The 17,877-nt window shown below is 47.1% G+C and carries 22 protein-coding genes and 1 tRNA gene; 20 read left to right on the forward strand and 3 right to left on the reverse strand.

Annotated features, from left to right (window positions below):
- Positions 1-3: 3 nt before the first annotated feature.
- The 11 genes from P9687_RS12195 (at position 4) to P9687_RS12245 (ending at position 7,251) form a co-directional block, all read left to right on the forward strand.
- Positions 4-480, forward strand: a complete 477-nt coding sequence (locus tag P9687_RS12195; RefSeq protein WP_014097815.1) for an acyl-CoA thioesterase — start codon at positions 4-6, stop codon at positions 478-480.
- Between the two features lie 359 nt (positions 481-839).
- Complete coding sequence (locus P9687_RS12200) at positions 840-1,064, forward strand: helix-turn-helix domain-containing protein (protein WP_014097816.1); 225 nt, start codon at positions 840-842, stop codon at positions 1,062-1,064.
- A gap of 285 nt (positions 1,065-1,349) precedes the next feature.
- A complete protein-coding gene (locus P9687_RS12205; RefSeq protein WP_035184465.1) occupies positions 1,350-1,535 on the forward strand; it encodes a hypothetical protein in 186 nt (61 codons plus the stop codon).
- Between the two features lie 266 nt (positions 1,536-1,801).
- Positions 1,802-2,101: a DUF1648 domain-containing protein gene (locus P9687_RS12210; RefSeq protein WP_026684041.1), complete on the forward strand. Its 300-nt coding sequence runs from the start codon at positions 1,802-1,804 to the stop codon at positions 2,099-2,101.
- Between the two features lie 12 nt (positions 2,102-2,113).
- Positions 2,114-3,202: a DUF2157 domain-containing protein gene (locus P9687_RS12215; RefSeq protein WP_014097818.1), complete on the forward strand. Its 1,089-nt coding sequence runs from the start codon at positions 2,114-2,116 to the stop codon at positions 3,200-3,202.
- The gene (locus P9687_RS12220; protein ID WP_328228517.1) at positions 3,195-3,719 is read left to right on the forward strand and encodes a GDYXXLXY domain-containing protein; all 525 of its coding nucleotides are present in this window, start codon (positions 3,195-3,197) and stop codon (positions 3,717-3,719) included. Before P9687_RS12215 ends, P9687_RS12220 begins: the two co-directional genes overlap by 8 nt.
- A gap of 441 nt (positions 3,720-4,160) precedes the next feature.
- Positions 4,161-4,613, forward strand: a complete 453-nt coding sequence (locus tag P9687_RS12225; protein ID WP_013859856.1) for a MarR family winged helix-turn-helix transcriptional regulator — start codon at positions 4,161-4,163, stop codon at positions 4,611-4,613.
- 10 nt (positions 4,614-4,623) lie between these two features.
- A complete protein-coding gene (racE, locus tag P9687_RS12230; protein ID WP_017551093.1) occupies positions 4,624-5,433 on the forward strand; it encodes a glutamate racemase in 810 nt (269 codons plus the stop codon).
- Positions 5,434-5,524: 91 nt separating this feature from the next.
- Entirely contained in the window at positions 5,525-5,740 is a 216-nt protein-coding gene (locus tag P9687_RS12235; protein WP_014097822.1) for a hypothetical protein, read from the forward strand.
- Positions 5,737-6,105 carry a spore coat protein gene (locus P9687_RS12240; RefSeq protein ID WP_014097823.1) on the forward strand — a complete coding sequence of 123 codons (369 nt, stop codon included), beginning with the start codon at positions 5,737-5,739 and terminating at the stop codon, positions 6,103-6,105. The genes P9687_RS12235 and P9687_RS12240 overlap by 4 nt, the downstream gene beginning before the upstream one ends.
- Positions 6,106-6,114: 9 nt before the next feature.
- On the forward strand, positions 6,115-7,251 hold the full coding sequence (locus tag P9687_RS12245; protein WP_017551092.1) for a zinc-dependent alcohol dehydrogenase: 1,137 nt from the start codon (positions 6,115-6,117) through the stop codon (positions 7,249-7,251).
- Positions 7,252-7,397: 146 nt separating this feature from the next.
- On the opposite strand, the gene P9687_RS12250 is transcribed toward P9687_RS12245, so the two are convergent.
- Positions 7,398-7,700: a spore coat protein gene (locus P9687_RS12250; RefSeq protein ID WP_014097825.1), complete on the reverse strand. Its 303-nt coding sequence runs from the start codon at positions 7,698-7,700 to the stop codon at positions 7,398-7,400.
- Positions 7,697-7,897 (reverse strand): hypothetical protein, encoded by a 201-nt coding sequence (locus tag P9687_RS12255; RefSeq protein ID WP_014097826.1) that lies wholly within the window; start codon positions 7,895-7,897, stop codon positions 7,697-7,699. Before P9687_RS12255 ends, P9687_RS12250 begins: the two co-directional genes overlap by 4 nt.
- 143 nt (positions 7,898-8,040) lie before the next feature.
- On the opposite strand from P9687_RS12255, the gene P9687_RS12260 reads away from it, so the two are divergent.
- From P9687_RS12260 to P9687_RS12275, 4 genes are all read left to right on the forward strand, one after another.
- The gene (locus tag P9687_RS12260; protein WP_328228516.1) at positions 8,041-9,081 is read left to right on the forward strand and encodes a GerMN domain-containing protein; all 1,041 of its coding nucleotides are present in this window, start codon (positions 8,041-8,043) and stop codon (positions 9,079-9,081) included.
- Between the two features lie 107 nt (positions 9,082-9,188).
- Complete coding sequence (locus P9687_RS12265) at positions 9,189-9,797, forward strand: XTP/dITP diphosphatase (protein ID WP_014097828.1); 609 nt, start codon at positions 9,189-9,191, stop codon at positions 9,795-9,797.
- The gene (locus P9687_RS12270; protein WP_014097829.1) at positions 9,794-10,303 is read left to right on the forward strand and encodes a metallophosphoesterase; all 510 of its coding nucleotides are present in this window, start codon (positions 9,794-9,796) and stop codon (positions 10,301-10,303) included. Before P9687_RS12265 ends, P9687_RS12270 begins: the two co-directional genes overlap by 4 nt.
- Positions 10,304-10,546: 243 nt before the next feature.
- Positions 10,547-10,620, forward strand: a tRNA-Arg gene (locus P9687_RS12275).
- Positions 10,621-10,841: 221 nt separating this feature from the next.
- On the opposite strand, the gene P9687_RS12280 is transcribed toward P9687_RS12275, so the two are convergent.
- Positions 10,842-11,138 (reverse strand): hypothetical protein, encoded by a 297-nt coding sequence (locus P9687_RS12280; protein WP_061086562.1) that lies wholly within the window; start codon positions 11,136-11,138, stop codon positions 10,842-10,844.
- Between the two features lie 134 nt (positions 11,139-11,272).
- On the opposite strand from P9687_RS12280, the gene P9687_RS12285 reads away from it, so the two are divergent.
- The 5 genes from P9687_RS12285 (at position 11,273) to lonB (ending at position 17,863) form a co-directional block, all read left to right on the forward strand.
- Positions 11,273-11,716, forward strand: a complete 444-nt coding sequence (locus P9687_RS12285) for a YndM family protein (protein ID WP_061577107.1) — start codon at positions 11,273-11,275, stop codon at positions 11,714-11,716.
- A 139-nt stretch (positions 11,717-11,855) separates the two neighbouring features.
- The gene (locus P9687_RS12290) at positions 11,856-12,848 is read left to right on the forward strand and encodes a tetratricopeptide repeat protein (protein ID WP_026684037.1); all 993 of its coding nucleotides are present in this window, start codon (positions 11,856-11,858) and stop codon (positions 12,846-12,848) included.
- 163 nt (positions 12,849-13,011) lie between these two features.
- On the forward strand, positions 13,012-14,298 hold the full coding sequence (gene tig / locus P9687_RS12295) for a trigger factor (RefSeq protein WP_035188299.1): 1,287 nt from the start codon (positions 13,012-13,014) through the stop codon (positions 14,296-14,298).
- A 368-nt stretch (positions 14,299-14,666) separates the two neighbouring features.
- The gene (clpX, locus tag P9687_RS12300; protein WP_014097835.1) at positions 14,667-15,935 is read left to right on the forward strand and encodes an ATP-dependent protease ATP-binding subunit ClpX; all 1,269 of its coding nucleotides are present in this window, start codon (positions 14,667-14,669) and stop codon (positions 15,933-15,935) included.
- 290 nt (positions 15,936-16,225) lie between these two features.
- Entirely contained in the window at positions 16,226-17,863 is a 1,638-nt protein-coding gene (gene lonB, locus P9687_RS12305; RefSeq protein WP_168986076.1) for an ATP-dependent protease LonB, read from the forward strand.
- The last annotated feature ends 14 nt before the right edge of the window (positions 17,864-17,877 follow it).

Here is a 17,877-nt window from a genome sequence, read left to right on the forward strand (position 1 = left end):
CCATTGAAAAAGCACATCTCTTATATTGATGACTGGAACGCCTGGGAAGAAGGATTTTCCTATTATCTCCCGGTCACGGTCCGTTTTTCTGAAACCGATATGTTTGGTCACATGAACAATACGGTTCCGTTTATTTATTTTGAACAAGCGCGGATTGAATTTCTCCAGCAACTCGGGTTTATGGGCGACTGGGCAAAAAAAGGCACCGGCTCCATCCCGGTCGTGGCGGATTTGCAGTGTGATTTTTTACAACAGGTTTTTTTCAATGACAAACTCCGCATTTATGTAAAAGTCTCAAAAATCGGCAACTCGTCCGTCGACTTGCACTACATGGCGAAAAATGAAGCGAATGAAATCTGTTTTACCGGGCGCGGGACAATGGTGCAGATCTCGGTCACAACCGGAAAAGGAATACCGTGGACTGCGGAAGAAAGAGCGAGGTTCGCCGACCCGCAAGCCGCCGTCTCATCCGTCAACTGAATGAAAGTAACCCGCCATAAAAAATAAGCTTAAGTGTTTACGTTGAGGACTGTTTTTTAGCGGAGAAAAGAGCGGCAATACTTGGTATATTTTATTGCTTTTACAACACTTGTTTGCCTGTTTTGCCATCTCCGGCCAGGACATAAATAGAATCTATATCTGCCAGTTTACAATGCCGGATAATGTTTCGTTTGCCTTTCATACAGAAAGGGTTCCGGCATCCGCCCTTTTTTTCGGATTTGTGCTGTTCCTTGCCTCGTCAAGTCACTCCCGGCCGCGCAAGAACATAAGATATCGTGACAACCAAAATACCCATCCCCGCGGTTTAGAGCTGGCGAAGGCAAGGAGGGTTATCATAGTTGAAGGACAACGATTTCACACATAAACCGCTGCTGACAAAAAGAGAAAAAGAAGTATTCGAGCTGTTAGTACAAGACAAGACAACAAAAGAAATCGCGAGCGAATTGTTTATCAGCGAAAAAACAGTTCGAAATCATATTTCCAACGCCATGCAGAAATTGGGAGTCAAGGGGCGCTCGCAAGCTGTTGTTGAATTACTCCGCATGGGGGAATTAAAGCTTTGAAACAAAATCGGCTGCAATGTTGCAGTCGATTTTGTGGTTTAAAGAAGGGATAGAAACGGGATGATTTTTGGACAAAGCGTTTACCCTTTCTGATTCCGTTTTTTACATTGATTGCATATTTTTAGATGAACCTGGAAATCTGCCGGCGGTTTTAGTAAAATGACCACAAGTGCACGTAGCGGAATCGTTTTCAATGGACGTTTGAATGAAGTTCCGATCGAAAATGGATCATGTTAAAAAGGCGGGCCGTTTAAACGCTGGATACCGTATAAGGAAATCACGAGGATGGAGAAACAAATGATGTTTTTACAGGTTTCCGGATGTTATCTTTTTTACAAGCCCGCCTCAATGAGACAGTGTGAAGATTTCTCCAAAGATGCCGGACGATTTGGGCTAAAATCAAACGCCGCTGTGCCCAATTTGCAAATAGACGCCCATACCGCAATGGATGCGCCACAAGCAGAAGAATGAAAGCCAGCCGGCACATATTTTCAGGATATATAGTTGAACTAAACATTACTACTTCTTTATACGTTGCCAGAAGCAATGTCTGTCCTGAACGTCATTGATTTTGGCACGTTTTATGTAGATTAATAAATTTATAGCTGCAAGCATCGCAATTTAACATACGGGCGAATGATATTTTGCCGGCATTTTGTTTCCGGCTTTTCCCGCCTGGAAAAATGATATGAACATTCGCCAAAATACAGTACAATAGCATGAAAGGATGTGAGTTTATGCGGTTTTTTCTCAAAGTGACGGATCCGGCATTTTTGCTTATTTTGATACTGGTTGCCGCGCTTGTATCCCTGATCGGGTTTGCATTTGCACCGGCGATCATTCCGTTCCATTTTAACGGATATTTACGGCCGGACGGATTTATAAATAAGTGGGCCGGTTTTTCCATTTTGCCTGTCGTGATGTGGCTTATCTGGCTACTCTCAAGGAAAGGAGTGTCATACAAAGCGTCACTGTGCATTCTATTTTTATTTATCATCCATGTCTTGCTTGTTCTGTATGCGCTTTTTTCAAAATGAGGGGGAGTCAAAATGAAAAGAAAGATTGGCAGAAAAAACTATGCATGGATGAAAAGCGAGCTTGCTTTTTTTGAAGAAGAAGGGACCATTACGCATACGCAAAAAGACGAGATGCTTGCACAGTATGAGGTTTCCCGGGGGGTGAGCCTTGTCCGCATTCTTGTCATGGTCGGGGCCCTTTTGCTTGGGGCGGGCATTTTCAGCTTTATTGCCAGCAATTGGGTCTATCTTGGCAAAACGGTCAAATTTCTCATCATCCTTGCTGCGATTGCAGGCGTGAACGGAGCGGCTATCAAACTGGAGAACAGCCATCCGAAAACAGCACGCGGCTTGTACTTTCTTGGTGTCCTGTTTTTCGGGGCGGGCATTTTTCTCACCGGGCAAATTTTTAACCTTGGCGGCTCATTCGGCCAGGCATTTTTATGGTGGGGGATTGGATCGCTGCCAATGGCCTATGTGCTGAAAGACAAATGGCTCTCCATTTTTGCCACAGTGCTTTTCCTTTTGTATTTGGATGCTGAAAATACCGGCATCGGGTACTTCGCTGTTCTCATTACCGCACTTTTAGCAGGATTACTTTACTGGATAAATGAAAAAACGGTTGCTTCCCGCCTGCTTCTGTTTTTCGTAAACGCGCTTTCGATTGCCGTGCTGTCCGTATTTCTGTTTAAACTCAGTGCATTCTTTCCCGCATACGGACATTTGGCTGCCTTTCTGCTTCTCTTTGTTGCCGGCTTCGTGATGCTGCGATTGCCGGTTCAGGAAGCGTACAGAGAAGTGATGCGGCTGGAAGGCCATTTACTTCACGGTTTGATGGGCATCCTGCTTACTTTTTCGTCTGTTTGGGAAGGTACGGTTTTTGGCAGCCACTTCAATTTAGCATTTTCAGTTGTGTACTTTCTGCTTGTCCTGTATTTTATCAAAACCGGCAGCCTTACCAATATCTTCATTCTCTGCATTTTTGTGCTGCGTTTTTACCTTGACTTTTCCTACGACTTTTTGCCGAAATCCATTGTTTTCATCATTGGCGGCCTAATTTTTATCGGTTTTGGCTTTTATTTTGAAAAGCAGCGGAAAGAAGGGGGAAACGGCCATGCATGATCTGGTGAAAAGAGGGCTTGCTGCGTTTGTTCCGATTGCCATTTTACTCGGGATGATTGTTTTGCCGTTATATACGGTTGCGGTGGGGGAACCGGTCAAACTGCAAATGGAACCGGTGGACCCGACGGATGCCTTCAGGGGCGATTATATACAGGTGAATCTTGAAGCGGAAACGGTACCGGCCAGCCGTCTGGACCGCAGTGCCATCGAGTATTTTGCGGGCCATAAAGGCGGGGAACTGACCGTGTATGCCCTGCTTAAAAAAGATGAAAAGGGCATTTGCCATGTGAAAAGTGTATCCGCCGAAAAGCCGCGGGGCGGAATATATTTAAAAGGGAAGGCTTACGAGTGGGAAGACGATGAGCAAAAAGTGTATATTGATTATCATCTTGATAAATTTTTTGTGACTCAACATAGCGGGAAAGAAATCGAGCAGGCGGCAACAAAAGGGCGCGCTGCAGCAGTGGTAAAAATTTACCGCGGCCGTGCCGTTATCACGAATCTCGTAACTGAGTGACGGCCTACCCGACCGAATTTCTCTTGCACGTTTTTTCACGCATATAGAAATCCGGTTGGGAAATGCCGGGCAAAAAATCCCCCTGCATCCCGCACCCGGTGCACGTTCGCAACAGCGCCATATGGTTTGAAACGGTGTTGCTTATGCAAGTCTACACCCACATAAATGTCGTTCGCAACAGCGCCATATGGTTTGAAACCGCACCGGGCCGTTTTCTTTTTCAAAAAATAGCGGACCGGAAGCTTGTTCAATATGCAAATTTTACCCGGACAGTGTTTTCACAACCCTATACCGGGCCGCTTTTCCTTCCACAGCTTTACTTGGAAAGCAATGGAACGAAACTATGTAAAAATCTGTCTTGAAATTTCGGGTGAAAAGGGTCAAAATAGCTTATAGTAAAACAGTCATCACCGTATTTTTGAGAGAGGGGCCGCTTTGGACATGGAACAGCAACCATACATACATGATCCGGAAGTTGTAGCACAAATTGAAAAAGATTTGCGTTACATATCCGGCATTGTCAAGCAAAAGGGCCGTGAATTATTAAGCGATTATAAAATCACGCCGCCACAGTTTCTGGCGCTTCAATGGCTTTTTGAGGAAGGCGATATGACGATCGGGGAACTGTCGAACCGAATGTACCTGGCTTTCAGTACAACGACAGACCTGATTGACCGGATGGAAAAAAATGAACTCGTCAGGCGCGTAAAAGATCCGCATGACAGGCGGGTCGTCCGCATCCATTTACTGGAAAAGGGACGGGTATTAATCGGCGAAGTGATCCGAAAACGGCAAGCTTACTTGCAAGGCGTATTGAGCCATTTTTCACCGGATGAACTGGTCAAATTAAAAAGCAACTTACTGCAATTGCATCAGGAAATGAAGACAGAATGAGGCGAGAAGTTTGAATGCACCAATTGGCGTGATTGATTCGGGGGTTGGCGGCCTGACCGTCGCAAAGGAAATGATGCGCCAGCTTCCGAATGAGACCATTTATTATGTGGGCGATACAGCACGATGCCCGTATGGACCGCGGCCGGTGGAAGAAGTCAAAAAATTCACTTGGCAGATGATCCGATTTCTGATGGACAAACAAATAAAAATGCTGGTCATCGCCTGCAATACGGCTACGGCAGTGATTTTGGACGAAGTCAGAGAAGAGCTGAAGATTCCGGTGCTCGGCGTCATTTATCCCGGCGCGCGGGCCGCTTTAAAACATACAAAAAATTTCCGGATCGGCGTGCTCGGCACGATCGGCACGATTAAAAGCCAGGCGTATGAACGGGCGTTAAAAAGCATCAATAAAAAAGTCAAGATTACGGCGCTTGCCTGCCCGAAATTTGTCCCGCTTGTGGAAAGCGGCCAGTACAACAGTCCGATTGCCAAAAAAATTGTTGCCGAAACTTTGTATCCAATCCAAAATTGCGGCATTGACACCGTCATTCTCGGATGTACCCATTATCCGCTCCTCGGGCCGATTATCCAAAACGTGATGGGCGCGGGCGTTTCGGTCATCAGTTCCGGGGAGGAAACCGCGCGAGAAGTGAGCACGCTTCTTTACTTCCATGACCTTTTTAATATGGAAGACACGCGGCAGAAGCACCGCTTTTACACTACCGGCTCGAGCAAAATATTTGCCGCACTTGCATCAGACTGGCTTGAACAGGATATTACTGGTGTGGAAACCATTCAATTGGGGGAGACGCTCTCCTGATTGGGTGGTTTTTTTGTTTTGCCTTCATCCAAGCCCGCATAGAAACGGCTGTGAATAGGCACAATAGCTTTTGAAAAACGGAGGTGGATATATGGAAAACAATGGTTTGGCTTACCACGAAACAAGGGAGCTCCATGAAATGCTCAATTTCAAAACCATTTGTTTATTAAAATCGAAAATGATGTCCGGCCTGGTATTCGACCAGGATTTGAAGGCATTGATGGAAAAAGATGTGCAGCAGGCAGAAGCAGCCATTCAAGAAATGAAAGCTTTATACAAGCTGAATCCGGGAGGGATGCTGCAATGATTCATGATTACTTGGAAATCGAAAACGCGGAAGGCATGCCAGAAATGGCGGATTCAGCGGTTGCACTTGAATTTTTGATGAGTATTAAAACCGGGATCCGGAATGCAGCGGCAGCCATTACGGAATCAAGAACGCCTGCGGTGAGGGCCGCATTCCAGAAACAGCTTGCAGAGGGCCTTTCCCTTCATGAAGAGGTTTCAAATTTCATGATGCAAAAAGGCTGGCTCCACCCGTATAACGTAGATGACCAGTACAAACTGGATATGAAATCCGCTGACATGGCGTTGATGATCGGCAAACTGAACCTGTTTCCCGGCAATACATCGCGCATGGGCATGATGGCGCAGATTGATGCGGACGAATAGGAGGAAAACATGAAAGCAGTCACTTTCCAGGGAATCAAAGATGTCAGAGTAAAAGATGTGCCGGAACCGAAAATAGAGAAAAAAGATGATATTATTGTGAAAATTACGTCATCGGCCATTTGCGGCTCCGATTTGCATCTCATCCACGGCATGATACCGAATTTTCCGGAAGACTATATCATCGGGCATGAGCCGCTCGGGATTGTCGAAGAAACCGGACCGGATGTCACGAAAGTCAAAAAAGGGGATAGGGTGATTATACCGTTCACTGTCGCCTGCGGGGAATGCTGGTATTGCACACACCATCTGGAAAGCCAGTGTGACAATGCGAATGCGAACGGCGAGATGGGCGGCTATTTTGGATATTCCCATCTGACAGGCGGCTATCCGGGGGGCCAGGCGGAATATTTACGCGTCCCGTATGCGAATTTTACACCGTTTAAAATTCCGGAAAACAGCGAAGTCAAAGATGAAGAACTCGTGTTGCTTTCAGATGCCGCTTCCACTGCGTTCTGGTCGGTGGACAATGCGGGTGTAAAAGACGGTGACACGGTTGTCGTGCTCGGCTGTGGACCGGTCGGCCTGCTTGCGCAAAAATTTGCATGGCTGAAAGGGGCGAAACGTGTCATTGCCGTTGATTATCTGGATTACCGGTTGCAGCATGCCAAGAAGTATAACAAAGTGGAAACCGTCAACTTTGAACAGCACGACAATACCGGCGAATATTTGAAAGAACTCACTAAAGGCGGTGCGGATGTTGTCATTGATGCAGTTGGCATGGACGGAAAAATGACACCGATGGAATATTTGACATCCGGGCTGAAACTCCAGGGCGGGGCGATGAGTGCGCTTGTCATCGCGTCACAGGCGGTGAGAAAAGGCGGCACCATCCAGGTAACAGGTGTTTACGGCGGCCGTTACAACGCATTTCCGCTCGGCGATATTTTCCAGCGCAATGTCAGCCTTCGCACGGGACAGGCGCCGGTCATTCATTATATGCCGTTTCTGTATGACCTTGTGGCGCAGGAAAAAGTCACACTCAGCGACATCGTGACGCATGTATTGCCGCTTGACCAGGCTGAAAAAGGATACGAAGTGTTTGATACAAGAACGGACAATTGCATAAAAGTGGTCCTCAAGCCGTAAAAAAAGCCCGGCGCTGCTTTTTTTAAAAGCAGGCCGGGTTTTTCGTGCCTGTCCTCTTCAAATGTGTAAAGCGAAAGCCAGCAGATAAGAGGGAGAAGGCCGGCTGCGCTTTAAACTGACGTAAAGTAAAGCAGTGGGTACGCCGTTTAATCGGGAAGGGGGATTTGTAAGGCGGTCCGGGCTGCCTGCATGTCGACATGCAACTGGTCCTCTATATGATAAGGGTGATAGTAACCCTTTTCAATCATAAAGTCCATGATCTTATCATGCATGTCAATGGCCGCCAGAAGCTGTGCGGAAAGAGCGGCTCTGGCTTCCGCTGTTGCCGCCTCGGTTACCGCAAACGCGAGCATCTTCACACCGGACTTTGTTGAAATGAGCAAGTCAGATGCAATGATGCTGTCTGACATGTCCCCCATCCCGATGATGTTTTGGAGAAAGCCGTTCATTTTTCTTCCCTCCCCAAAAGCGACATGAGTTGTTCGATATCCTGCTTCGCCTGCTTTGCATTCTGCCCGAGCAGTTCTTTTAAAGCCGGATCCTGTGCAATGGCCGACATGGTTGCGGATTTTGTTAAGCAGATGTTTTTAAACATTAATATTTCGTGCATATCAAGCGTTTCATGAACGCCCAGTGTCTGGTCCAAATCAATCCCTCCTGTTCAGCTGTATTTTTATTATGGAAAAGCGTGCCGTTTTTATTCTGCCCCGAAATTTTTGCATGTCCGGTCTAATTTTTCGGAATGCCAGTATACATAGTAGTACAAACAGTCTTCGGGAGGGGAAAGGGATGGTAAAAAAAGCAAAGGCAGCCGGCAAACTTGCCCTGGCGTTTGCGGCATGCAGCATCTGGATCTCGGGTTGCAGCCTGCTACCTGAGAAGCAGCCGGAAAAAATTGATCCACATCAAAGTGTTTCTGTAAAAGACGGAGCGAAACAAACCGCAAAAGCAAAGAAAGGGCAGGTGCTAACAGAGCTGTATTTGATTGATAAATACGGTTATGTCGTTCCACAAACGATCGCCTTGCCCGAAAGCAAAAGCATTGCAAAACAGGCACTGGAATACCTCGTGCAGGACGGCCCGGTTTCCAATTTGCTGCCGAACGGCTTCCGCGCGGTCCTTCCCGCGAATACGCAGTTGTCGGTAGATGTGAAAGACGGTTTGGCGACGGTCGACTTTTCGGGGGATTTCAAAGACTATCAAGCGCACGATGAACAAAAAATATTGGAATCGGTCACATGGACGCTGACCCAGTACGACTCCATTCAAAAGGTCTCGCTTAAAATGAATGGCAAAAAACTGAAGGCGATGCCGGTTGCGGGGACACCCGTAAGCCCGGATGGTTTGACAAGGGAGGCAGGCATCAATACGGATACAAAGTATGTTGCCGATATTACAAATACCCATCCGGTCACCGTTTATTATTTGGCGGAAACAGGGGAGCAAAGCTATTATGTGCCGGTAACGAAGCGCGTTGCGGACAGTAACAAGGACGATGTCGCAGCAGCGGTTGAAGAACTGGTTAAAGGTCCTTCCCCGGGTTCCCATCTTGTGTCCGGATTCATGGACGATGTCAAACTGAAGAAACAGCCGGAAGTGGCAAACGGGAAAGTGACGGTTGATTTTAATAAAGAAATTTTAGGGAGCCTCGATAAAAAGATGATCTCAAACGAAGTGCTCGATCCGCTCGTCCTGACGCTGACCGAGCAAAAAGGGATTAAAAGCGTTGCAGTCGAAGTGGACGGCAGTACAAAGCTTGTTACAGAAGACGGAAAATCGGTTTCAGAACCGGTGACAAGGCCGGAAAAAGTCAACACGGGTAGTTTTTAGCGTGGTTTTTTTGTTATACTATAGAATATGGGACAAAAGGGGTAGCCAGACTACCTCTTATTTGTATCGTGCATACATAATACATTTCCTTTAAAAGGGGGAGAAAATTGGCGGCTGTTTTGATTGCAACAAAAAACAAAGGTAAAGCAAAAGAATTTGCAGCTTTATTTTCCCGGTTCGAGCTCGAGGTGAAAACGTTTTTGGATATGGAAGGCGCACCGGACGTAGAGGAAACGGGGAAAACGTTTGAAGAAAATGCGATTTTAAAAGCGGAAGCGGCGGCCAATGCATACGGCATGATGGCAATTGCCGATGATTCGGGGCTTATGATCGATGCGCTTGGCGGCAGGCCGGGGGTTTATTCTGCACGCTATGCAGGGAAAGAGAAAAATGATGAGGCAAACATCGATAAGGTGCTTTCCGAGCTTGAAGGGGTACCGGATGAAAAACGTACAGCTTCTTTTTATTGTGCACTTGCGGTTGCCCGCCCTGGAAAAGAAACATTTACGGTGTCCGGGACGCTTCAGGGAAGGATCACGCGGGAAAGGATCGGAGAGAACGGATTCGGGTACGATCCCATTTTTATGCTTCCGTCCGGCAAAACGCTTGCCCAGCTTTCTGCCGAAGAAAAAAATAAAATCAGCCACCGTGCCCATGCACTGGCAAAACTTTCGGATGCACTGTATTCGATTTTAGGGGAGGAAGGCAAAAAATGAAACTGCTGATTGCAAGTGACAGCCACGGACTTACGGAAGAGCTGATCGAGCTTAAACGGCGGTACGGCGGGGAAATGGACGCGATGATCCATTGCGGCGATTCGGAGTTGCGAGCGGACGAGGAGGCCATCCGGGACTTTTTAACCGTGCGCGGCAATTGCGATTATGAGCGGAAATTTCCGCTTGATATCACGAAAGAAATTGGGGACAGCAAAATATTTGTCACCCACGGCCACCATTATAATGTAAAAATGACCCTGTTGAATTTGTCTTATAAAGCAAAAGAAGTGGGGGCGGATTTTGTTTTTTTCGGGCACTCCCATATTCTCGGTGCCGAGCTGATTGAAAATACTCTCTTCCTGAATCCCGGCAGCCTTTTGATGCCAAGGGGCAGGACGGAACGGACGTATGCGGTTGTGGAGAAAAACGGAAATACGATCCGTGTTTCATTTTATACGGACAAGCACCGCGAACTTGAGGATTTACGCCAGGAATTCTCGTTATGACGCCGGGAACTCCGGCTGCAGAGCAAGGCGGGTACGAAGCCGGGCCAATCCGGTTGCGGAAACCGCTGCCTGCTGCTGTACCCGCCCGTTGCAGGAAAAAATCGTGTTTTTTTCAAATTCATGATTGACATTTGCCCGCCTGCTGATTAAAATGAAATATGTTCGTAACAAACCTTATAAGGTTTGTTTTCAAGTGATTTTTGATTGAAATGGAAAATATTTGACAACAAACCATTTTAAAGTGTCCCAGTAGCTCAGCAGGATAGAGCATCGGCCTTCTAAGCCGCAGGTCGGGGGTTCGAATCCCTCCTGGGACGTAGCGCATTTTGAAGATAAACCCTTGATATGAAAGGGTTTTGGACAGCTAAGGGATGCTAACGCAGATTAGAACACTGTGGCAGTATCCCTTTTTTATCCCTGCAATTTTCCTACTTTGATCGAATCCCTCCTGAGACGTAGCGTATAACCGCAAAAAGGCCGGGCAGCAGGGATTTTCCCTTGTTGCCCGGCCTTTTGTGTAAAATGGCGGAAAGAGCAGTTATGATTTTTGCCCTTCTTTTTCCAGTTCTTTCATTTCTTTATGGGTTTGCGGAAATCCGTTTGCGATCCATTCGGAACGGTATGTGGAGTCCAGCTGTGTGAGCCCTTTTTCTTCCGGTACTTTGTCCGCATCCACACTTTCCATTTGGTCGATTTTTTTGCTGTTTCTCATATCCGTATCTTCCCAAGTTTCTGCCGAATCTTTTTGCCGTTTATTGCAAGCGGCCATGACCAGCACGGCTCCCCCGGCGGAAAGCAAAGTGCCTGAAATCAGATTCATCATTGACCTTTTCATCGAATCCCTCCATCATGTGTAGACTTGTTATTCATTACCCCTTTTTTCTTCTTTTAAATCATCACATCATGTTTCAATCCTTTTTCATTTGGACAAACTATAAGTAAAACTGCCTGTTTAAGGGAGGAATTGAAATGCGGAATGCAATGGTTTTACTGGCAAAATTTATCACGTGCATTGTCGCTTTTGCGGTTGCGCTTGACCTCTTTTTCGATGCGACGATCACAGATATTTTATCGTTCAGCCTGCTTGTCACAATCGTGTCTTATGTTGTCGGGGATGTGCTCCTTTTGCCACGCATTGGGAATTGGAAAGCAACCGTTGTTGATTTTTTGCTTGTTTATGCCAGTGTCTGGATTTTCGGGAACGTGGTGCTTGACAATTATTTGCAAATTGCATGGGGCAGCATCATTGCCGCCTGCCTAATTTCGGCTGCGGAAGTGCTCGTGCACAGGTTTTTGCATCATGATGCCCCAAGCGCTGAAAAAGCGGCAAAAAGGCAAAATCAACGCCTTGCTTACGGCACGGAAATGGCTGAGGAAGAGGACATCCATCATATCAGGCCGGACAAGAAATAAGCAAGCCGGACACGGAAGCTTTATGGCTTTCTGTGTTTGGCTTTTTTCATAATGGAAAGCCCCCTGGCAGTATAAACCCTTTGCAAAAAAACCGGTTCATGCTACACTAGTGACGATCTAAAAAAAGGCGGAATGGACAATGAAAAACGGAAAAAGCAATGTGGTGCCGTTCCCCCGTCTGAAAGAACGCCTCTTGGAGCGGGGACTCGAATCCATCAGCCAAAAAGAATATAAAGAAGCTGCCGCGCTGCTTCGCCAGGCACGCCGGCTTGACCATGACGATGGGGAAATCGGGACCGCCTACATGATTGCGCTCTATGAAGCCGGCGATTATGAAGGAGCGAAAGAACAAGGCAGACAAATGCTTCGTGAAGGAACCGGCGACTACTTCGAAATCCTCGATCTGTTTCTCATGATTCTTGTCCAGCTCGGTGAACATGAAGAAATCAGCAGTACCTTGCGCGCTCTGCTGGAAGAAAAAGAAGCCCCGCCGGACAAGCTGGACCATTATGAAAAACTGCTCGCTTTCAGTGAAAAGCGGATGCAGATGCCGAAACCGGAACGGGAGCCCGAGCATACGGACCGCAAGCTTTTTGAAACCGGGGACCAGGAAGAACAAATCTTGCGGGTTTCGCATCTTGTGCATGAAAATATCCGGCCGTATCTCGATGAAATCCGGGCATATATCCGGGATCCGGACAAACATCCGTTTATCCAGACCCTTTTGCTGAACGTTTTAAAAGAACAGGGGATCACGGATGAATTCGAGATGCAAAAACTCGGCAAGGCTGGCGCCGTAAATCCCGCGCATCTTTTGCCGATTTTTGAAACGCAGCTGTACAATCTTTTGATTACACGGCTTTCAAGGGATGTCGAACAAAAAAATCCGACCCTTTTTGCTCAGATTAAAACGGTTTTGGACCGGCATTTTTTCCTGCTGTACCCGTTTGAACTGGAGCCGGAAGATCCCGCGCTGTGGACGGCTGCCTACTACAGCATGGGCCTGAAGCTTTTCGGGCAGGAAGCGTATTTTGATAAAATCGCGATGTACTATTCGGTGGAGCCGGATACCTTACTTGAGGCCGTCCGCTATCTCGAAAGCCTTGAGGAAATTTCTTTGCCGAATCTGTAGGCTCATCATTGAAAGACAAAAAAGCTATGTTATAATTAAATGGTTGTAAACTGTCTTTTTTCAATCCGTATTTGAAAAAAGCAATAGACAAGGGAATCAGGAAACAGACCCGGTCTATTTCCTATTATTACATTATTATTTATAGATTGTTGGAGGGAAAGGTATGTCAGCAAAATGGGAAAAAACTGAAGGAAACCAGGGGATCCTGACAGTTGAAGTAGATGCTGAAACGGTTGATAAAAGTCTGGATAAAGCCTTCAAAAAAGTAGTGAAACAAATCAATGTCCCGGGTTTCCGGAAGGGCAAAATCCCGCGTCCTTTATTTGAAAAACGTTTCGGTGTGGAATCTCTTTACCAGGATGCACTGGATATGATCGTGCCTGGCGAATACGAAAAAGCGATCGAAGAAACCGGTATTGAACCGGTCGATACGCCGAATATTGATGTCGAACAAATGGAAAAAGGCAAACCGTTAATCTTTAAAGCGACTGTTACCGTGAAACCGGAAGTGAAACTTGGCGAATACAAAGGCCTTGAAGTCGAAAAACCGGATACAGAAGTAACGGACGAAGACGTGGAAGAAGAATTGAAGAAATTGCAGGAACGCCTTGCCGAACTCGTGATCAAAGAAGACGGCGAAGCGGAAATGGGCGACACGGTTGTCATCGACTTCGAAGGATTCGTTGACGGCGAAGCGTTTGAAGGCGGATCTGCGGAAAACTATTCGCTTGAACTTGGTTCGGGCAACTTCATCCCAGGTTTTGAAGAACAATTAGCAGGCGTAAAAACCGGCGATGAAAAAGAAATCGAAGTCACTTTCCCAGAAGAATACCACGCTAGTGAACTTGCAGGCAAAAAAGCTACTTTCAAGGTGAAAGTCCATGAAATCAAAGCGAAACACCTGCCTGAACTGGACGATGAATTCGCGCAGGATGCGGATGACGAAGTGGAAACGCTGGATGCATTAAAAGAAAAAATCCAAAAAGATTTAAAAGAATCGAAAGAACATGCAGCAAAACACGCGGTTGAAGATGCAGTGGTCGAAAAAGCTGCGGAAAATGCAGAAATGGACATTCCAGAAGCGATGATCAATACGGAATTAAACCGCATGCTGCAAGAATTCGAACAAAACTTGAGTGCCCAGGGGCTGAACCTCGAACTTTACTATCAGTTCTCCGGCCAGAATGAAGAAGCGCTCCGCAATCAGATGAAAGAAGATGCGGAAAAACGCGTCCGCTTTAATCTGACGCTTGAAGCGATTGCCAATGCGGAAAACCTTGAAGTATCCGATGAAGAAGTGGATGAAGAACTGAAGCGCATGTCCGAAATGTACGGCATGTCCGTTGACGATATCAGGCGGGTGCTCGGTTCTACGGACGGCATTAAAGCCGATCTGAAAGCGCGCAAAGCGATCGATTTTCTTGTGCAAAACAGCAAAACTGTTGCATAATATAAATAGAAATACAAGGCACGGCACTGGCTCGTGTCTTGTTTTCTAACCTGCGGGCTGTGCCAAAAAATACATAGAAGCCCATACTGTAAGATAAGCGCACCAGAAACTTAGCCGGTGCAATTTTTCAGGATGGAGAAGCATATTCGTCTGGTTTTTGGGAAAATCTGGAGTAGACAGGAATTTTACATATGCATGGAGAATGGTATAAGCAGTTTATTTCCTGCCGTCATCGTTTTGTGATACAATCCATATACAAATCACAGCAAAAGGGGTTTGTATAATGGTAAGCGGGAGTCATGAAGGGTCCCTGTTATTTCGGGAACTGCCAATGGAATGGAAGAAGTACAATATAAGGGGTGAATGGAATGTTCAAATTCAGCGATGAAAAACAGCAGTTAAAATGTTCTTTCTGCGGAAAATCGCAGGACCAGGTGCGAAAATTGGTCGCTGGTCCGGGTGTGTATATATGTGATGAATGTATTGAATTGTGCACGGAAATTGTTGAAGAAGAATTTGGCACAGAAGAAGAAGTGGAATTCAAAGACATTCCGAAGCCGCATGAAATCCGTGAAATTCTTGCGGAATACGTGATCGGCCAGGAACAGGCGAAAAAATCGCTTGCGGTTGCCGTATATAACCATTATAAACGGATTAATTCCAACAGCAAAATCGATGAAGTCGAACTGGCAAAAAGCAATATTTGCTTAATCGGGCCGACAGGGAGCGGGAAAACGCTGCTTGCGCAAACGCTGGCACGTATTTTAAATGTGCCGTTTGCGATTGCCGATGCCACATCGTTGACGGAAGCCGGTTATGTCGGGGAAGACGTCGAAAATATTTTGTTAAAGCTGATTCAAGCAGCTGATTATGATGTGGAAAAAGCGGAAAAAGGCATCATCTACATTGATGAGATTGATAAAATTGCCCGTAAATCGGAAAACCCTTCGATTACACGCGATGTTTCCGGCGAAGGCGTGCAGCAGGCGCTCCTGAAAATTCTGGAAGGCACGGTTGCGAGCGTTCCGCCTCAAGGAGGGCGCAAACATCCGCACCAGGAATTTATCCAGATTGACACAACCAATATTCTGTTTATTTGCGGCGGTGCGTTTGACGGCATCGACCAGATCATTAAACGCCGCCTCGGCAAAAAAGTGATCGGTTTCGGCACCGATTTAAAAAATGACGAACTCGATGAACAATCGCTCCTGAAGCACGTACTGCCGGAAGATTTGCTTTCTTTCGGGCTGATTCCAGAATTCATCGGCCGTCTTCCGGTTATTGCCACTTTGGAACAATTGGATGAAGAAGCATTGATTAAGATTTTGACCGAACCGAAAAATGCGCTGGTCAAGCAGTACAAAAAAATGTTGGAACTCGACCATGTAGAATTGGAATTCGAACAGGATGCGCTGAAGGAAATCGCGAAAAAAGCGATCGAAAGAAAAACGGGTGCACGCGGCTTGCGTTCCATTATTGAAGGCATTATGCTCGATGTCATGTTCGACTTGCCATCCCGGGAAGATATTGAAAAATGTATTGTTACAAAAGAATCCGTCCTGGACAAAGAATTCCCGAGGCTCGTGCTGAAAGATGGCACAGTCATTGAAGGCAGCGATCAGACAAAATCGGCATAAAGAAGCGGAGCCGGGCTGCCCGCCGGCAATCCGGTGTGAATATTCTTTTTTGAACAGGAACTGGTCTAAGGCAGCAACGTTAAATTTCGGTATTGGCACAGCACCGGCAAAATGAAAGGCGAAGCAGAATAAAGAAGCAATGGGCGAGCGGTGTGCTTGCCCTTTTTTCTTCCGCCCAGCCGTTCCCGGTTTTCAGAAATCCCCGTTTATTCCCTCCGGCAGCCGGAGATACTAGGTAAATAAGAAAGCGGCATGGTCAAGCTGCAACTGAAATGCTTGGAGGGAACAGGATGAATTGGACGGGGATTGCCTTATTGATCCAGCTATTTTTCGGGGTCATTATCGGGCTCTACTTTTGGAACTTGTTAAAAAGCCAAAAAACACAAAAAATAACGATAGACCGGGAATCAAAAAAGGAAATGGAACAGTTGCGGAAACTACGGGAAATTTCTTTATCTGTGCCGCTTTCGGAACGCGTCCGCCCGCAAGCATTCGCGGATATTGTGGGCCAGGAAGACGGCATGAAAGCACTGCGGGCGGCACTTTGCGGCCCAAACCCGCAGCACTGTATCATTTACGGGCCGCCCGGTGTCGGCAAAACGGCAGCGGCCCGGCTTGTGCTTGAGGAAGCCAAAAAAAATCCGAAATCCCCTTTTCAACACGACGCTGTTTTTGTTGAACTGGATGCCACAACAGCCCGCTTTGATGAGAGGGGCATTGCCGATCCTTTAATCGGTTCCGTTCACGACCCGATCTACCAGGGGGCGGGCGCCATGGGGCAGGCCGGCATCCCGCAGCCGAAGCAGGGTGCGGTCACCTCTGCCCACGGCGGCGTCCTGTTTATTGATGAAATCGGGGAATTGCACCCGGTTCAAATGAATAAATTATTGAAAGTACTGGAAGACAGGAAAGTTTTTTTGGAAAGTGCGTATTACAATCCTGAAAACCGGGAAATTCCGCATCATATCCATGATATTTTCCAAAACGGGCTACCTGCCGATTTCCGGCTGATCGGCGCAACGACCAGAACGCCGAACGAAATTCCGGCGGCCATCCGTTCGCGCTGCATGGAAGTGTTTTTTCGCGAACTTGACCGCAGCGAAATCAAACAGGTTGCAAAAAAGGCAGCTGATAAAATCCATATGGCAATCAGCGAAAACGGCCTGGACATTTTGGCGCAATATACCCAAAATGGCAGGGAAGCGGTCAATATGGTACAAATTGCTGCAGGGCTTGCGATCCAGGAAGGGCAGGATTTTATCCGGGAGGAGGACCTGGAATGGGTGGCAACAGCCAGCCAGTTGTCACCACGCTATGAGAAAAGGGCCCCTGAACAGCCGGCGGCCGGCCTTGTCAACGGGCTTGCCGTAACCGGGCCGAACACAGGGATGCTTCTTGAAATTGAAGTGGCGGCCATTCCGGCAAAAGAAAAGGGCAGCGTCAACATTACCGGGATTGTGGACGAAGAGAGCATCGGCGGCGAAGGGAAATCGGTCCGCCGAAAAAGCATGGCGAGAGGGTCCGCCGAAAACGTTATTACCGTTTTACGGACGATGGGTGTGCCCGCTGACCAGTATGACCTCCACGTCAATTTTCCGGGCGGGATTCCGGTTGACGGCCCTTCCGCCGGGATTGCGATGGCATGCGGCATTTATTCCGCCATTTATAAAATTCCTGTTGACCAGACAGTAGCCATGACAGGGGAAATCAGCCTGCACGGCAAGGTCAAACCGGTCGGCGGCGTGTATGCCAAAATAAAAGCAGCAAAACAGGCAGGCGCCAAAACGGTGATCATTCCTGCCGAAAACATGCAGGCCTCGTTCAAGGAAATCACCGGCATTGCGATCGTTTCGGCCCGGCAGCTGGAAGAAGTCCTGGATATCGCATTAAAGAAACATTTTAACGACAATGCGCTCATAGGGGGTTAATGGATAGCCCTAAA

It is taken from the genome of Weizmannia sp. CD-2023 (assembly GCF_036225245.1).
Classification (GTDB): Bacteria; Bacillota; Bacilli; order Bacillales; family Bacillaceae_C; genus Weizmannia; species Weizmannia faecalis.

Bases quoted from the DNA above. Each gene is read 5' to 3' on its own strand.
- P9687_RS12205 (WP_035184465.1), top strand. From the start codon at position 1,350: ATGGAGAAACAAATGATGTTTTTACAGGTTTCCGGATGTTATCTTTTT.
- P9687_RS12210 (WP_026684041.1), top strand. From the start codon at position 1,802: ATGCGGTTTTTTCTCAAAGTGACGGATCCGGCATTTTTGCTTATTTTG.
- P9687_RS12215 (WP_014097818.1), top strand. From the start codon at position 2,114: ATGAAAAGAAAGATTGGCAGAAAAAACTATGCATGGATGAAAAGCGAG.
- P9687_RS12220 (WP_328228517.1), top strand. From the start codon at position 3,195: ATGCATGATCTGGTGAAAAGAGGGCTTGCTGCGTTTGTTCCGATTGCC.
- P9687_RS12225 (WP_013859856.1), top strand. From the start codon at position 4,161: ATGGAACAGCAACCATACATACATGATCCGGAAGTTGTAGCACAAATT.
- P9687_RS12235 (WP_014097822.1), top strand. From the start codon at position 5,525: ATGGAAAACAATGGTTTGGCTTACCACGAAACAAGGGAGCTCCATGAA.
- P9687_RS12240 (WP_014097823.1), top strand. From the start codon at position 5,737: ATGATTCATGATTACTTGGAAATCGAAAACGCGGAAGGCATGCCAGAA.
- P9687_RS12245 (WP_017551092.1), top strand. From the start codon at position 6,115: ATGAAAGCAGTCACTTTCCAGGGAATCAAAGATGTCAGAGTAAAAGAT.
- P9687_RS12250 (WP_014097825.1), bottom strand. From the start codon at position 7,700: ATGAACGGCTTTCTCCAAAACATCATCGGGATGGGGGACATGTCAGAC.
- P9687_RS12260 (WP_328228516.1), top strand. From the start codon at position 8,041: ATGGTAAAAAAAGCAAAGGCAGCCGGCAAACTTGCCCTGGCGTTTGCG.
- P9687_RS12270 (WP_014097829.1), top strand. From the start codon at position 9,794: ATGAAACTGCTGATTGCAAGTGACAGCCACGGACTTACGGAAGAGCTG.
- P9687_RS12280 (WP_061086562.1), bottom strand. From the start codon at position 11,138: ATGAAAAGGTCAATGATGAATCTGATTTCAGGCACTTTGCTTTCCGCC.
- P9687_RS12285 (WP_061577107.1), top strand. From the start codon at position 11,273: ATGCGGAATGCAATGGTTTTACTGGCAAAATTTATCACGTGCATTGTC.
- P9687_RS12290 (WP_026684037.1), top strand. From the start codon at position 11,856: ATGAAAAACGGAAAAAGCAATGTGGTGCCGTTCCCCCGTCTGAAAGAA.
- tig (WP_035188299.1), top strand. From the start codon at position 13,012: ATGTCAGCAAAATGGGAAAAAACTGAAGGAAACCAGGGGATCCTGACA.
- clpX (WP_014097835.1), top strand. From the start codon at position 14,667: ATGTTCAAATTCAGCGATGAAAAACAGCAGTTAAAATGTTCTTTCTGC.
- lonB (WP_168986076.1), top strand. From the start codon at position 16,226: ATGAATTGGACGGGGATTGCCTTATTGATCCAGCTATTTTTCGGGGTC.